The sequence below is a fragment of the Pantoea sp. SGAir0183 genome, assembly GCF_043545505.1.
In genome coordinates, this window is the sequence record NZ_CP028053.1 from 1,391,138 (window position 1) to 1,406,207 (window position 15,070).

General features: G+C 55.9%; 12 protein-coding genes. All 12 read left to right on the forward strand.

Annotated features, from left to right (window positions below; all coding sequences use genetic code 11):
* The first annotated feature begins 33 nt into the window (after positions 1-33).
* Positions 34-1,833: an NADH-quinone oxidoreductase subunit C/D gene (gene nuoC, locus C1N59_RS06690; RefSeq protein WP_006120025.1), complete on the forward strand. Its 1,800-nt coding sequence runs from the start codon at positions 34-36 to the stop codon at positions 1,831-1,833.
* A 2-nt stretch (positions 1,834-1,835) separates the two neighbouring features.
* Positions 1,836-2,351, forward strand: a complete 516-nt coding sequence (gene nuoE, locus C1N59_RS06695) for an NADH-quinone oxidoreductase subunit NuoE (protein WP_006120024.1) — start codon at positions 1,836-1,838, stop codon at positions 2,349-2,351.
* A gap of 2 nt (positions 2,352-2,353) precedes the next feature.
* A complete protein-coding gene (nuoF, locus tag C1N59_RS06700; RefSeq protein ID WP_170317973.1) occupies positions 2,354-3,694 on the forward strand; it encodes an NADH-quinone oxidoreductase subunit NuoF in 1,341 nt (446 codons plus the stop codon).
* 111 nt (positions 3,695-3,805) lie between these two features.
* Positions 3,806-6,529 carry an NADH-quinone oxidoreductase subunit NuoG gene (gene nuoG, locus C1N59_RS06705; RefSeq protein ID WP_394550448.1) on the forward strand — a complete coding sequence of 908 codons (2,724 nt, stop codon included), beginning with the start codon at positions 3,806-3,808 and terminating at the stop codon, positions 6,527-6,529.
* Entirely contained in the window at positions 6,526-7,503 is a 978-nt protein-coding gene (nuoH, locus tag C1N59_RS06710; RefSeq protein ID WP_033740629.1) for an NADH-quinone oxidoreductase subunit NuoH, read from the forward strand. The genes nuoG and nuoH overlap by 4 nt, the downstream gene beginning before the upstream one ends.
* A gap of 10 nt (positions 7,504-7,513) precedes the next feature.
* Complete coding sequence (gene nuoI / locus C1N59_RS06715; protein WP_006120020.1) at positions 7,514-8,056, forward strand: NADH-quinone oxidoreductase subunit NuoI; 543 nt, start codon at positions 7,514-7,516, stop codon at positions 8,054-8,056.
* Positions 8,057-8,066: 10 nt separating this feature from the next.
* Complete coding sequence (gene nuoJ, locus C1N59_RS06720; protein ID WP_006120019.1) at positions 8,067-8,618, forward strand: NADH-quinone oxidoreductase subunit J; 552 nt, start codon at positions 8,067-8,069, stop codon at positions 8,616-8,618.
* Positions 8,615-8,917, forward strand: a complete 303-nt coding sequence (gene nuoK / locus C1N59_RS06725) for an NADH-quinone oxidoreductase subunit NuoK (protein WP_028724970.1) — start codon at positions 8,615-8,617, stop codon at positions 8,915-8,917. The genes nuoJ and nuoK overlap by 4 nt, the downstream gene beginning before the upstream one ends.
* Positions 8,914-10,749: an NADH-quinone oxidoreductase subunit L gene (gene nuoL, locus C1N59_RS06730; RefSeq protein WP_394550449.1), complete on the forward strand. Its 1,836-nt coding sequence runs from the start codon at positions 8,914-8,916 to the stop codon at positions 10,747-10,749. Before nuoK ends, nuoL begins: the two co-directional genes overlap by 4 nt.
* A 209-nt stretch (positions 10,750-10,958) precedes the next feature.
* A complete protein-coding gene (nuoM, locus tag C1N59_RS06735; protein ID WP_033740623.1) occupies positions 10,959-12,479 on the forward strand; it encodes an NADH-quinone oxidoreductase subunit M in 1,521 nt (506 codons plus the stop codon).
* A gap of 6 nt (positions 12,480-12,485) precedes the next feature.
* Complete coding sequence (nuoN, locus tag C1N59_RS06740; RefSeq protein ID WP_006120015.1) at positions 12,486-13,943, forward strand: NADH-quinone oxidoreductase subunit NuoN; 1,458 nt, start codon at positions 12,486-12,488, stop codon at positions 13,941-13,943.
* A gap of 193 nt (positions 13,944-14,136) precedes the next feature.
* Entirely contained in the window at positions 14,137-15,042 is a 906-nt protein-coding gene (locus C1N59_RS06745) for an alpha/beta hydrolase (RefSeq protein ID WP_054687452.1), read from the forward strand.
* Positions 15,043-15,070: the final 28 nt, after the last annotated feature.

Here is a 15,070-nt window from a genome sequence, read left to right on the forward strand (position 1 = left end):
CGCCTGTTAGCAGGCCGGAATGGTGAGTAACGTATGACAGATTTGACCACGCAAGATCTCGCTCAGCCGCTATGGCAAACCCGGGATCATCTGGATGACCCGGTAATTGGCGAATTGCGTAATCGTTTTGGGCCGGATGCCTTTACTGTTCAGGCAACACGTACCGGGATTCCGGTGGTATGGGTTAAGCGTGAACAGCTACTGGAAATCATCACTTTCCTGCGTAAATTACCCAAGCCTTACGTCATGCTCTATGACCTGCATGGTATGGACGAACGTTTACGCACCCACCGCGCCGGGTTACCTGCCGCGGATTTTTCCGTTTTCTACCACCTGCTTTCGATTGAACGCAATCGCGACATCATGCTCAAGGTGGCATTGTCTGAAAACGATATGCACGTGCCGACCATCACGAAAATTTTCGCCAATGCGAACTGGTATGAGCGCGAAACCTGGGAGATGTTCGGCATCACTTTTGATGGTCACCCGCACCTGACCCGCATCATGATGCCGCAGACGTGGGAAGGGCACCCGCTGCGTAAGGATTACCCTGCGCGCGCCACCGAATTTGATCCTTTCACGCTGACCAAACAGAAAGAAGATCTGGAAATGGAAGCGCTGACGTTCAAGCCAGAAGACTGGGGCATGAAACGCAGTACTGCCAGTGAAGACTTCATGTTCCTTAACCTGGGTCCTAACCACCCCTCCGCGCACGGTGCGTTCCGCATCATTTTGCAGCTGGATGGTGAAGAGATTGTCGACTGCGTTCCGGATATTGGTTATCACCACCGTGGTGCCGAGAAGATGGGCGAGCGTCAGTCCTGGCACAGCTATATTCCCTACACTGACCGCATCGAATACCTCGGTGGCTGCGTCAACGAAATGCCTTATGTGCTGGCGGTAGAAAAACTGGCCGGCATCGTGGTGCCCGATCGCGTTAACGTAATCCGCGTGATGCTTTCAGAGCTGTTCCGCATCAACAGTCACCTGCTGTACATCTCCACCTTTATTCAGGACGTCGGGGCCATGACGCCGGTGTTCTTTGCCTTTACCGACCGTCAGAAAATTTATGACGTGGTGGAGGCGATTACTGGTTTCCGTATGCATCCGGCCTGGTTCCGTATTGGCGGCGTCGCACATGACCTGCCGAAAGGCTGGGAACGCCTGCTGCGTGACTTCCTGGACTGGATGCCAAAACGTCTGAAAGAGTATGACAAAGCGGCGCTGCGCAACACCGTACTGATGGGCCGTTCGCAGGGCGTAGCTGCCTATAACATGGAAGAAGCGCTGGCCTGGGGCACAACCGGTGCCGCACTACGTGCAACGGGTCTCGATTTTGACGTGCGTAAATGGCGCCCCTACTCAGGCTATGAAAACTTCGATTTTGAGGTTCCTGTGGGCGCGGGCATCAGTGATGCCTATACGCGCGTACAACTGAAAATGGAAGAGATGTGGCAGTCGCTGCGTATCCTGGAGCAGTGCCTGAACAACATGCCGGAAGGGCCGTTTAAGGCGGATCATCCGTTAACCACGCCGCCACCGAAAGAGCGTACGCTGCAGCACATTGAAACCCTGATCACTCACTTCCTGCAGGTTTCCTGGGGCCCGGTCATGCCGGCCAACGAATCTTTCCAGATGATTGAGGCGACCAAAGGGATCAACAGTTACTACCTGACCAGCGACGGCAGCACGATGAGTTACCGCACGCGTGTGCGTACACCGAGCTTCCCGCACCTGCAGCAGATTCCATCGGTAATCCGTGGCAGCCTGGTATCCGACCTGATCGTATACCTCGGTAGTATCGACTTTGTTATGTCAGACGTGGACCGCTAATTATGCACGATCAACACATTGCTATTAAAACGATCGACCCTAACGAGGTCTTCGTGCTGAGTGCGGAAGAGCACCATGCGATTGAGCACGAAAAACACCATTACGAAGATGCGCGCGCTGCCTCCATTGAAGCACTGAAAATTGTGCAGAAGCAGCGCGGCTGGGTGCCTGACGGTGCGATCCATGCGATTGCAGAAGTGTTAGGAATTCCTGCCAGCGACGTAGAAGGCGTGGCAACGTTCTATAGTCAGATTTTCCGTCAGCCTGTTGGCCGTCACGTGATTCGCTACTGCGACAGCGTGGTGTGCCACATCACCGGTTTTCAGGGGATTCAGGCGGCACTGGAAGAAAACCTGAATATTAAGCCTGGCCAGACGACAACCGACGGTCGCTTTACCTTACTGCCGACCTGTTGCCTGGGTAACTGTGATAAAGGTCCAACCATGATGGTGGATGAAGATACCCACGTTCATCTGACGCCGGAAGGCATCGCCTCTTTGCTGGAGCAGTATCAATGACAATCAAACAGATCATTCGTACTGCTGAAACCCATCCCCTGACCTGGCGCATGCGCGAGGATCAGCAGCCGGTATGGCTTGATGAGTATCGCAGCAAAAACGGCTATGCCGGTGCGGAAAAAGCTCTGAAAGGGATGGCACCTGACGAAATCGTCTCACTGGTAAAAGATTCCGGCCTGAAAGGGCGCGGCGGTGCCGGGTTCTCGACGGGCCTGAAGTGGAGCCTGATGCCGAAAGATGAATCCATGAACATCCGTTACCTGCTGTGTAACGCCGATGAAATGGAGCCTGGCACGTATAAAGACCGCCTGCTGATGGAACAGATGCCGCATCAGCTGGTGGAAGGCATGCTAATCAGTGCGTTTGCCCTGAAAGCTTACCGGGGCTACATCTTTCTGCGCGGCGAATACATTGAAGCCGCAGTGCATCTGCGTCGTGCGATTGCGGAAGCCACTGAAGCAGGCCTGTTGGGCAAAAACATTCTGGGTACCGGTTTTGATTTTGAACTGTTCGTCCACACCGGTGCGGGACGTTATATCTGCGGTGAAGAAACGGCACTGATTAACTCCCTGGAAGGTCGCCGTGCCAACCCACGTTCCAAGCCACCTTTCCCGGCAAGCGCGGGCGTGTGGGGCAAGCCGACCTGCGTGAACAACGTTGAAACGCTGTCGAACGTGCCGGCTATTCTGGCCAACGGCGTCGAGTGGTACAAAGGTCTGTCAAAAAGCGACGACGCCGGTACGAAACTGATGGGCTTCTCCGGCCGGGTGAAAAACCCTGGCGTGTGGGAACTGCCATTTGGTATCACCGCACGCGAAATCCTTGAGGATTATGCCGGCGGTATGCGCGACGGCCTGCGTTTTAAAGCCTGGCAGCCGGGTGGCGCGGGGACCGACTTTTTAACGGAGCAGCACCTCGATCTGCCCATGGAATTTGCCAGCATTGGTAAAGCCGGCAGCCGTCTGGGTACCGCTCTGGCAATGGCCGTGGACCATGAAATCAACATGGTTTCACTGGTGCGTAACCTGGAAGAGTTCTTTGCCCGCGAATCCTGCGGTTGGTGTACGCCATGCCGTGATGGCCTGCCGTGGAGCGTGAAGATTCTGCGCGCGCTGGAGCAGAAAAAAGGCCAGCCGGGGGACATTGAGACCCTGGAGCAGCTTTGCCGCCAGCTTGGCCCGGGCAAAACCTTCTGTGCCCACGCGCCGGGTGCGGTCGAGCCGCTGCAGAGCGCCATTAAATATTTCCGTGAAGAGTTTGAAGCCGGCATTGCGCCGCAGGTGTTTGGCAATACCCGATCTATCGGCGGTATTCAGCCAAACCTGCTGAAAGCGCGCTGGTAATTCGCCGTTATCCACGGGAGCTGGCCCTGTGCCGCCGTCCCTGTTGCAGTGTGCAGGGGCAAGAATTTGATTAACGCTCGTTTCTGACGAGCCTGACGGAAGCATGTCACTATGGCTACAATCCATGTAGACGGTAAAGAATATGATGTGAACGGAGCGGACAACCTGCTACAGGCATGTCTGTCTCTGGGCCTTGATATTCCTTATTTTTGCTGGCATCCGGCGCTGGGAAGCGTGGGTGCCTGCCGCCAGTGTGCGGTGAAGCAATTCCAGAACGCTGAAGACACCCGCGGCCGCCTTGTCATGTCCTGTATGACACCGGCGTCCGATGGCACCTTCATCTCAATTGATGATGGCGAAGCGAAAGAGTTCCGTGAAAGCGTGGTGGAGTGGTTAATGACTAACCACCCGCATGACTGTCCGGTATGTGAAGAGGGCGGTAACTGTCATCTTCAGGATATGACGGTCATGACAGGCCACAGCTTCCGCCGCTATCGCTTCACCAAACGTACTCACCGCAATCAGGATCTCGGTCCGTTCATCTCGCACGAAATGAACCGCTGTATCGCCTGCTACCGCTGCGTGCGTTACTACAAAGATTATGCCGACGGAAAAGATCTGGGCGTGTATGGTGCGCACGACAACGTGTATTTTGGTCGTCCGGAAGACGGCACGCTGGAAAGCGAGTTTTCCGGTAACCTGGTCGAAATCTGCCCGACCGGCGTGTTCACCGATAAAACCCACTCCGAACGCTATAACCGTAAATGGGATATGCAGTTCGCGCCAAGCATCTGTCAGCAGTGCAGCGTAGGCTGTAACACCAGCCCCGGTGAGCGCTACGGCGAACTGCGTCGTATCGAAAACCGCTATAACGGCAGCGTTAACCACTACTTCCTGTGTGATCGTGGTCGCTTTGGCTACGGTTATGTCAATCTGAAAGATCGTCCTCGCCATCCGGTCCAGTTGCGTGGCAACGACAGCGTGAAGCTAAATGCCGAGCAGGCCGTTAACGCCGGAGCCGATGTCCTGCGTCAGGCGAAGCGCGTCATTGGTATTGGTTCGCCGCGTGCCAGCATCGAAAGTAACTTTGCTCTGCGCGAACTGGTCGGTGCGGAAAACTTCTCTACCGGTATGCCCGCGGGCGAACAGGCGCGTCTTGAACTGCTGCTGAAAGTGCTGCGTGAAGGCGGCATTTATACGCCTTCACTGCGCGAGATCGAGAGCTACGACGCGGTGCTGGTGTTAGGCGAAGACCTGACACAGGTTGGCGCACGCGTGGCCCTGTCAGTGCGTCAGGCAGTAAAAGGCAAAGCCCGCGAAATGGCCGCTGCGCAGAAAGTCGCAGACTGGCAGATCGCCGCGATCCTCAATATCGGTCAGCACGCTAAGCATCCGTTATTTGTCACCAACGTCGATGAAACCCGTCTGGACGACATCGCGGCGTGGAGCTACCGTGCCCCGGTTGAAGAACAGGCGCGTCTTGGCTTTGCGATTGCCCACGCGCTGGACGACAGTGCGCCAGCCGTCAGCGATTTCGACAGTGCGCTGAACGGTAAGCTGGATGTGGTGGTACAGGCGCTGGCCGGTGCCAAAAAACCGCTAATCATTTCCGGTGTGCATTCAGGCAGCAGTGCCATGATCGAAGCGGCCGCGAACGTGGCCAAAGCCCTGAAAGCGCGCGGTGCAGACGTCGGTATCACCCTGCTGGCTGGTCATGCTAACAGCATGGGCCTGGGCCTGATGGGGGGTAATACGCTGGATCAGGCACTGGAACAACTGCAGAACGGCGAAGCCGATGCGGTCGTGGTGCTGGAAAACGATTTGTATCGCCATGCGCCAAAAGCGCAGGTCGATGCGGCGATGAACCATGCGGCTAACGTGATTGTGGTCGATCATCAGCGCACCGCCACGGTGGAAAAAGCCGGACTGGTGCTTTCCGCTGCCAGTTTTGCCGAAAGCGACGGTACGTCAATTAACCATGAGGGCCGCGCACAGCGCTTCTTCCAGGTGTACGATCCTGCCTACTACGATAACAGCATTGTGATGCTGGAAAGCTGGCGCTGGTTGCACTCGCTGCACAGCGCGCTGGAAAGCCGTCACGTTGACTGGACGCAACTGGACCATGTCATTGATGCCGTTGTGGCAAGTCTGCCACAACTGAAAGGGATCAAGGATGCGGCGCCGGATGCCAGCTTCCGTATTCGTGGTCAGAAGCTGGCGCGTTCTCCGCATCGTGCCAGTGGGCGTACTGCTGCGCGCGCGAATATCAGCGTGCACGAGCCGCGTCAGCCGCAGGATCAGGACACCATGTTTGCCTTCTCGATGGAAGGAAACAACCAGCCGAGCGCCCCGCGTTCGCAAATTCCGTTTGCGTGGGCACCAGGCTGGAACTCACCGCAGGCGTGGAACAAATTCCAGGATGAAGTGGGCGGGAAACTGCGTCATGGCGATCCCGGTGTGCGTTTGTTCGAAGCCAGCGATGCGCAGCTTGCCTGGTTCAGTAGCGTACCAGAAGCCTATGCCACGCAAGGTCAGTTCCGCGTCGCGCCTTACTACCAGTTATTCGGAAGTGAAGAAATGACGCAGCGTGCGCCGGTTATCCAGCAGCGCATGTCGGCACCAACCCTGGTTCTGAACCCGGAAGATGCCGCGAAGCTGGGCGTGAATAACGGTGCAGCAGTGGAATTAACCTGTGCAGGTGAAACCGTACGTTTGCCAGTGCGTTTCTCGGCTTCTTTGCAGGCAGGGCAGGTTGGGCTTCCACTCGGTATGCCCGGTGTCCCGGCCTTCCTGGCGAATGCAAAAATTGATTCTCTGCAGGAGGCGGCGCAATGAGCTGGTTAACACCGGATGTTATCGACATTCTGATCGCCATTGGTAAAGCGCTGGTGATTTTGCTGGTCGTGGTGGCCTGCGGTGCGTTTATGAGCTTCGCCGAGCGTCGTTTGCTCGGCCTGTTTCAGAACCGCTATGGGCCAAACCGTGTGGGCTGGGGCGGATCGTTGCAGCTGGTTGCTGACATGATCAAGATGTTCTTTAAAGAGGACTGGGTTCCCCCGTTCACCGATCGCTTTATCTTTACGCTGGCGCCGGTCATCGCGTTTGTTTCCCTGCTGCTGGCCTTTGCTATCGTCCCGGTTTCACCGACCTGGGTGGTGACCGATCTCAATATCGGGTTGCTGTTCTTCCTGATGATGGCGGGCCTGGCCGTATATGCCGTGCTGTTTGCGGGCTGGTCGAGTAATAACAAATACTCGCTGTTAGGTGCGATGCGTGCCTCTGCGCAGACCTTGAGTTACGAAGTGTTCCTGGGTCTGTCACTGATGGGCGTGGTAGCGCAGGCGGGCTCGTTCAACATGACCGATATCGTCAACAGTCAGACGCATCTGTGGAACATCATCCCGCAGTTCTTTGGGTTTGTGACCTTCTGTATCGCGGGTGTGGCCGTTTGTCACCGCCATCCGTTTGACCAGCCCGAAGCCGAGCAGGAACTGGCTGACGGTTACCACATTGAATATGCCGGTATGAAATTTGGTCTGTTCTTTGTCGGCGAATATGTCGCGATTACCACCGTTTCAGCGCTGATTGTGACGCTGTTCTTTGGTGGCTGGCACGGGCCTTTCCTGCCGCCGTTCATCTGGTTCGCCTTGAAAACGGCGTTCTTTATGATGATGTTCATCCTGATTCGTGCTGCGCTTCCGCGTCCACGCTATGACCAGGTGCTGTCGTTCGGCTGGAAAGTGTGTCTGCCGTTGACGCTGTTGAACCTGCTGGCGACCGCCGCAGTGATTCTTTATACAGCGCAGTAAGGGGTAACAAATGACGTTAAAAGATATTGTCGTAGGCTTCGGCACGACAGTGCGCAGTATCTGGATGATTGGCATGCACGCCTTCGCGAAACGCGAAACCCAGATGTATCCAGAAGAGCCGGTCTACCTGCCACCGCGTTACCGTGGCCGTATTGTGTTGACCCGCGATCCTGATGGTGCAGAGCGTTGTGTTGCCTGTAACCTGTGTGCGGTAGCCTGTCCGGTAGGCTGTATTTCGCTGCAAAAAGCGGAAACCAAAGACGGCCGCTGGTATCCAGAGTTCTTCCGTATCAACTTCTCACGCTGCATTTTCTGCGGCCTGTGCGAAGAGGCCTGCCCAACTACCGCTATCCAGCTGACGCCGGATTTCGAACTGGGCGAGTTCAAGCGTCAGGATCTGGTATACGAAAAAGAAGACCTGTTGATCTCGGGGCCGGGTAAATATCCGGAGTACAACTTCTACCGTATGGCAGGTATGGCAATTGACGGTAAAGATAAGGGTGACGCAGAGAACGAAGCGAAACCTATCGACGTCAAAGGCTTACTACCTTAAGGAGCAGGGCATGGAATTTGCGTTTTATCTTTGCGGACTGGTGGCGGTGGTGACGACGTTGCGCGTGATCACCCACACTAATCCGGTACATGCGTTGCTGTACCTGATCGTTTCGCTGTTATCGGTGGCTGGCGTCTTCTTCTCTCTGGGTGCCTACTTTGCAGGTGCGCTGGAAATTATTGTGTATGCCGGCGCCATCATGGTGCTGTTCGTGTTCGTTGTGATGATGCTTAACCTGGGCAAAGCCACACAGAAACAGGAGCGTGAATGGTTAAGTCCGTCTTTGTGGATTGGTCCGGGCCTGGTTTCGTTGCTGCTGCTGGCAGTGATGATCTACGCCATCATGACGGCACATGACCAGGGCATTGACGGCAAAATTATCGATGCGAAAGCGGTGGGCATCAGTCTGTTTGGCCCGTATGTGCTGGCGGTTGAACTGGCATCAATGCTGCTGCTGGCCGGCCTGGTTGTGGCTTTCCACCTGGGCCGCGAAGAGCGCCAGGGCGAAGTCCTGAGCAACCGTTCAAACGATGCCGCGCAGGCGAATAAGGAGCAAGCATGATTCCCTTACAACATGGATTGATTCTGGCGGCGGTGCTGTTTGTGCTGGGACTGACCTCGCTGGTGTTGCGCCGTAATCTGCTGTTTATGCTGATAAGCCTGGAAATCATGATTAATGCCGCGGCGCTGGCGCTGGTTGTTGCAGGCAGCTACTGGGGACAGGCTGACGGTCAGGTGATGTATATTCTGGCTATCAGTCTCGCCGCAGCGGAAGCCAGTATTGGGCTGGCCCTGCTGCTTCAGCTCTATCGTCGTCGTCAGACGCTGAACATTGATACTGTGAGCGAGATGCGCGGATGAACCTTCTCTATTTAACTGTCTTATTTCCGCTAATCGGCTTTCTGCTGTTAGCGTTCTCCCGTGGCCGCTGGTCAGAAAACCTGTCCGCGACCGTGGGCATGGGATCGGTCGGGCTGGCTGCGCTCACCACGGTGTTTGTGGGTTTCGACTTCTTTGCTCACGGGCAGCAGGTCTTCACTCAGGCGCTGTGGACCTGGATTCATGTCGGCAATTTTAATATTCAGGTCAATCTGACGCTGGATGGCCTGTCGCTCACCATGCTGTCGGTGGTGACCGGTGTCGGCTTCCTGATCCATATGTTCGCCTCGTGGTATATGCGTGGAGAAGAGGGATATTCACGCTTCTTCGCTTATACCAACCTGTTTATCGCCAGCATGGTTGTTCTGGTCCTGGCGGATAACCTGATGCTGATGTATCTGGGTTGGGAAGGGGTAGGGCTGTGCTCCTATCTTCTGATCGGCTTCTATTACAGCAATCCGGAAAACGGCAAGGCGGCGATGAAGGCATTCATCATCACGCGCGTCGGTGATGTCTTCCTGGCATTTGCGTTGTTCATCCTTTACAACGAACTGGGTACGCTCAACTTCCGCGAAATGTCGGAGCTGGCACCGGCACACTTTGCGGCGGACAACCACATGCTGCAATGGGCCACGCTGATGCTGTTGGGTGGCGCAGTAGGTAAGTCTGCGCAGCTGCCGCTTCAGACCTGGCTGGCCGATGCGATGGCAGGTCCAACGCCGGTTTCCGCGCTGATTCACGCCGCCACCATGGTGACGGCAGGGGTTTACCTGATTGCCCGCACCCACGGCCTGTTCCTGTTGACGCCTGAAGTGCTGCATCTGGTCGGCATTATCGGTGCGATTACGCTGGTACTGGCGGGTTTTGCTGCTCTGGTCCAGACGGATATCAAACGTGTACTGGCTTACTCTACCATGAGTCAGATCGGCTACATGTTCCTGGCGCTGGGCGTGCAGGCGTGGGATGCCGCCATTTTCCACCTGATGACCCATGCCTTCTTTAAAGCCTTGCTGTTCCTGTCCTCAGGTTCGGTTATCCTGGCCTGCCACCACGAGCAGAACATCTTTAAGATGGGCGGACTGCGTAAAAGCATCCCACTGGTGTACACCTGCTTCCTGGTCGGCGGTGCTGCCCTGGCCGCATTGCCGCTGATTACCGCCGGTTTCTACAGTAAAGATGAAATCCTGTTTGGTGCACTGGCGAACGGCCATCTGAACCTGATGGTCGCGGGTCTGGTAGGGGCGTTCCTGACCTCAATCTACACCTTCCGCATGATCTTTATCGTCTTCCACGGCGAAGAGAAAATCCATGCGCACGCGGGCAAAGGCATTACCCATCATCTGCCATTGATTGTGTTGCTGGTGCTCTCAACGTTTGTGGGTGCATTAATTACCCCACCGCTGGCGGGCGTTTTACCGGCCAATGAGTTTGGTGAGAACGGTAAAGTCACGCTGGAGATCGCGTCCGGCCTGGTCGCGGTTGCGGGCATCGTTATCGCCGCTGCCCTCTGGCTGGGCAAGCGTCAGCTGGTCAGCAGCGTGGCCAACAGTGCGCCGGGCCGTTTCTTCGGCACCTGGTGGTTCGCCGCCTGGGGCTTTGACTGGCTCTACGACAAAGTCTTCGTCAAACCGTATCTGGGCATTGCGTGGTTGTTAAAACGCGATCCTCTTAACGGCCTGATGAACCTGCCTGCGTTGCTTTCACGTATCGCCAATAAAGGTCTGGTGGTCAGTGAAAACGGGTATTTGCGCTGGTATGTCGCGTCGATGAGCGTTGGTGCCGTCGTTGTGCTGGCGCTGCTGCTGGTAATTTAAAGATTGATGAGCGGGTAGGTGTGAAAACTTACCCATTAAGAATGTCAAAGATTGTCTGATGTAAGGGCGTAATCGGCGCAGTCCGTTTTGCCACCGCCAGCGCACAGCAACCGGCGCGTACTGAAGTACGTGAGGATTGCGAGCACTGCCGGGGGCGAAACGGGCAAGTGAGATAGCCCGAGCCAGGACAAAAAAAAGGGAAGTATGCCGTGTTATTACCTTGGCTAATTTTCATACCCTTCTTCGGTGGTTTCGTCTGCTGGCTCACCGAGCGCTTCGGCGCGAAGGTGCCTCGCTGGATCGCACTGATCACCATGGGGCTGACGTTGGCGCTCTCGCTGCAACTCTGGTTGCAGGGGGGCTATTCACTGACGCAGGCAGCGGGTATTCCGCAGTGGCAATCGAGCTTCTCAGTACCCTGGATTCCCCGTTTCGGCATTAATTTCCATTTAGCGCTTGATGGCCTTTCGCTGTTAATGGTGGTGCTGACCGGACTGCTCGGCCTGATGGCAGTGCTGTGTTCCTGGAACGAAATTGAAAAGTATCAGGGCTTCTTTCATCTGAACCTGATGTGGATCCTGGGCGGCGTTATCGGCGTGTTCCTCGCCATTGACATGTTCCTGTTCTTCTTCTTCTGGGAAATGATGCTGGTGCCGATGTACTTCCTCATCGCGCTGTGGGGACATAAAGCATCGGACGGTAAAACCCGTATTACCGCCGCGACCAAATTCTTTATTTATACTCAGGCATCCGGTCTGGTGATGTTGATTGCGATTCTGGCGCTGGTGTTTGTTCACTACAACGCCACGGGCGTCTGGACGTTCAACTACGAGCAGTTGCTGAAGACGCCAATGTCGCACACCGTGGAGTACCTGCTGATGCTGGGCTTCTTCATCGCGTTTGCGGTGAAAATGCCGGTTGTCCCGCTTCATGGCTGGCTGCCTGATGCGCACAGTCAGGCTCCGACCGCAGGTTCAGTTGACCTGGCGGGTATCCTGCTGAAAACCGCCGCCTACGGCTTACTGCGCTTCAGCCTGCCGCTGTTTCCAAACGCCTCGGCAGAGTTTGCACCGATCGCGATGTGGTTAGGGATTATCGGGATTTTCTACGGTGCCTGGATGGCGTTCTCGCAGACGGATATCAAACGCCTGATTGCTTACACCTCGATTTCGCACATGGGCTTTGTCCTGATTGCGATTTACACCGGTAGCCAGTTGGCCTTCCAGGGCGCGGTTGTACAGATGATCGCGCACGGCCTGTCAGCAGCGGCGCTGTTTATCCTGTGCGGACAGCTTTACGAACGTCTGCATACCCGTGATATGCGTCAGATGGGCGGTTTGTGGTCGCGCATCAAATGGATTCCAGGGTTATCCCTGTTCTTTGCTGTCGCCAATCTGGGTATGCCAGGTACGGGTAACTTCGTCGGGGAATTCATGATCCTGACCGGCAGTTTCCAGATCGTTCCGGTCATTATCGTGATTGCGACCTTTGGCCTGGTTTTCGCCTCGGTCTATTCGCTGGTGATGATGCAACGTGCCTACTACGGTGAAGCGAAATCGAAAGATCCGCTGCCGGGCATGTCGGCGCGTGAATTCCTGACCATTGGGGTGCTCGTGGTCCTGCTGGTGCTGCTGGGTGTTTATCCTCAGCCGATTCTGGATACCTCACATGCTGCAATGAGCAATATTCAGCAGTGGTTTACCGCTTCAATTTCAACTACAAGGCCGTAATTCGCCATGACAATAACTCCTCAACAATTGATCGCGTTGCTGCCGCTGTTAATCGTCGGATTGACGGTGGTGGTTGTGATGCTGTCCATTGCCTGGCGACGCAACCACTTTGTTAACGCCACGCTAACAGTGGTTGGCCTGAACCTGGCACTGCTGTCACTGTATTTTGTCGGTCAGGTTGGCGCGATGGATGTCACGCCGCTGCTGCGTGTAGACGCGTATTCGATGTTCTATACCGCCCTGGTGATGCTCGCCAGCCTGGCAACCTGTACTTTTGCCTATCCGTGGCTGGCCACGTTCCCGGACAACAAGGACGAGTTTTATCTGCTGGTTCTGATTGCTGCACTGGGCGGTATCGTGTTGTCAGCGTCTAACCACCTTGCATCACTGTTTATCGGGATTGAACTGCTGTCACTGCCGTTGTTTGGTTTGATTGGTTACGCCTTCCGTCAGAAACGTTCGCTGGAAGCGGCCCTGAAATACACCATCCTGTCGGCGGCGGCATCGTCTTTCCTGCTGTTTGGTATCGCGCTGATTTACGCTGACTCGGGCAACCTGGGCTTCGTCAGCCTGGGGAAAAGTCTGACGGACAGCATGATTCAGGAGCCGCTGCTGCTGGTCGGTCTGGGCATGTTGATTATCGGTCTGGGCTTTAAACTGTCACTGGTGCCATTCCATCTGTGGACGCCGGACGTTTATCAGGGCGCACCCGCACCGGTTTCTACTTTCCTTGCCACCGCCAGCAAAATTGCGATCTTCGGCGTTATCATGCGCCTGTTTATGTACGCGCCGGTGACCGACAGCGAAGCCGTACGGACGGTACTGGCCGTGATTGCCTTTGTCTCCATCCTGTTCGGTAACCTGATGGCGATTTCGCAAAGCAATATCAAGCGCCTGCTGGGTTACTCTTCTATTGCGCATCTGGGGTATCTGCTGGTCGCGCTGATTGCGGTGAAAGATCATCAGCTGTCGCTGGAAACCGCAGGGGTTTACCTGGCCGGTTACCTGTTCAGCAGCCTCGGCGCGTTTGGTGTGGTAAGCCTGATGTCCAGTCCTTATCGTGGCCCGGATGCCGATTCGCTTTACTCCTATCGCGGGCTGTTCTGGCACCGTCCGATTCTGTCGGCCGTGATGACCGTGATGATGCTGTCGCTGGCGGGTATCCCCATGACGCTGGGCTTTATCGGTAAATTCTACGTGATTGCCTCTGGCGTGAGCGCCAACCTGTGGTGGTTGACCGGTGCGGTGGTGGTCGGCAGTGCGATTGGTCTTTACTACTATCTGCGCGTTACCGTCAGTCTTTATCTCAGCCCGCCTGAATTGCTGAGCCGCGATACGCCAGCCAACTGGGCCTTCACCGCCGGTGGCGTGGTTGTCTTGATCTCCGCGATTCTGGTGTTGGTGCTGGGCGTTTATCCGCAGCCGTTAATCAGACTGGTGCAGATGGCCCAGCCGCTGATGTAATGTTACGCTGTTGCGATCAATCAGGCCTTCGGGCCTGATTTTTTTTGTCTGAAAATCGACACAGGTGATTTTTGCATAGCCTTCGCAATATCACGTCGCGTCCGCTTTTCTCTTCGTTTTCATTCTGCATCTTCATTCTGTTTCCACAGTTTCGTGCTGAAATGGGGCGAACAGATAAGGGGGAGCATTGCTTATGGATCGCCGACATTTTCTGCTGGGGTGTACCGCAACGCTGCTGACGGCAAAAAGCACACTGTCATTCGCCGCGCAGGCCGCTGTCGCCCAAACCGTTATTCCCCTCTGGCCCGGCACGCCACCCGGCGGTGGCGGGCCAGAGGGGCCGGTTGAGACATCGCCTTCAGGCGCAGAGCGTCATATCGCCGTACCCACCTTAACCGTCTTACGGCCGGGCACGGGGAACGGTCATGTTGTCCTGATCGCCGGTGGTGGCGGCTATAAACGGATAGAAATGGCAAAAGAAGCCTGGCCCGCGGCTCGCTGGTTAACGGCGCGCGGCTACACTGCGGCGATATTACGTTATCGTCTGCCGTCCGAACACTGGGGCGATGGTAACCGGGTTGCCCTGCAGGATGCGCTGCGTGCCCTGCAACTGGTCAAAGCACAGGCAACAGGGTTAACGGTGCTGGGGTTTTCGGCCGGTGCGCATTTGCTCGGGATGGCCATCAGCCCGATGGGTGCGCGCATGGGGGCGGTGACAGAGGCACAGGACAGCGCACCTGTTCAGGTTGACGGTGCCGCGCTGATTTATCCCGTCATTACGCTGGAAGCGCCTTATACGCACACATCCACTCACCGCGTTTTGCTGGGGGCGCATCCTACGGCGGCAGAAGAAGCCGCCTGGTCGGTGCAGAATACGGTGACAGCAGCATCACCGCCTTTTTTTCTGGTGCAGGCCGAAGATGACCCGATATCCGATCCCCACAACACGCTGATCATGGCGCGAGCCTGTCAGCAACATCACGTAAATGTGGAGATGATCCGCTACCCAACCGGCGGGCACGGTTTTGGTATGGGGAAACCCGGCACACCCACCATGGCCTGGCCTGCGCGTTATCAACACTGGCTGCAAAGCCGCTAGCAGGCTACAGTGAGGGGTCGGTTATTGA

Bases quoted from the DNA above. Each gene is read 5' to 3' on its own strand.
- nuoH (WP_033740629.1), top strand. From the start codon at position 6,526: ATGAGCTGGTTAACACCGGATGTTATCGACATTCTGATCGCCATTGGT.
- nuoC (WP_006120025.1), top strand. From the start codon at position 34: ATGACAGATTTGACCACGCAAGATCTCGCTCAGCCGCTATGGCAAACC.
- nuoK (WP_028724970.1), top strand. From the start codon at position 8,615: ATGATTCCCTTACAACATGGATTGATTCTGGCGGCGGTGCTGTTTGTG.
- nuoL (WP_394550449.1), top strand. From the start codon at position 8,914: ATGAACCTTCTCTATTTAACTGTCTTATTTCCGCTAATCGGCTTTCTG.
- nuoI (WP_006120020.1), top strand. From the start codon at position 7,514: ATGACGTTAAAAGATATTGTCGTAGGCTTCGGCACGACAGTGCGCAGT.
- nuoN (WP_006120015.1), top strand. From the start codon at position 12,486: ATGACAATAACTCCTCAACAATTGATCGCGTTGCTGCCGCTGTTAATC.
- C1N59_RS06745 (WP_054687452.1), top strand. From the start codon at position 14,137: ATGGATCGCCGACATTTTCTGCTGGGGTGTACCGCAACGCTGCTGACG.
- nuoG (WP_394550448.1), top strand. From the start codon at position 3,806: ATGGCTACAATCCATGTAGACGGTAAAGAATATGATGTGAACGGAGCG.
- nuoE (WP_006120024.1), top strand. From the start codon at position 1,836: ATGCACGATCAACACATTGCTATTAAAACGATCGACCCTAACGAGGTC.
- nuoJ (WP_006120019.1), top strand. From the start codon at position 8,067: ATGGAATTTGCGTTTTATCTTTGCGGACTGGTGGCGGTGGTGACGACG.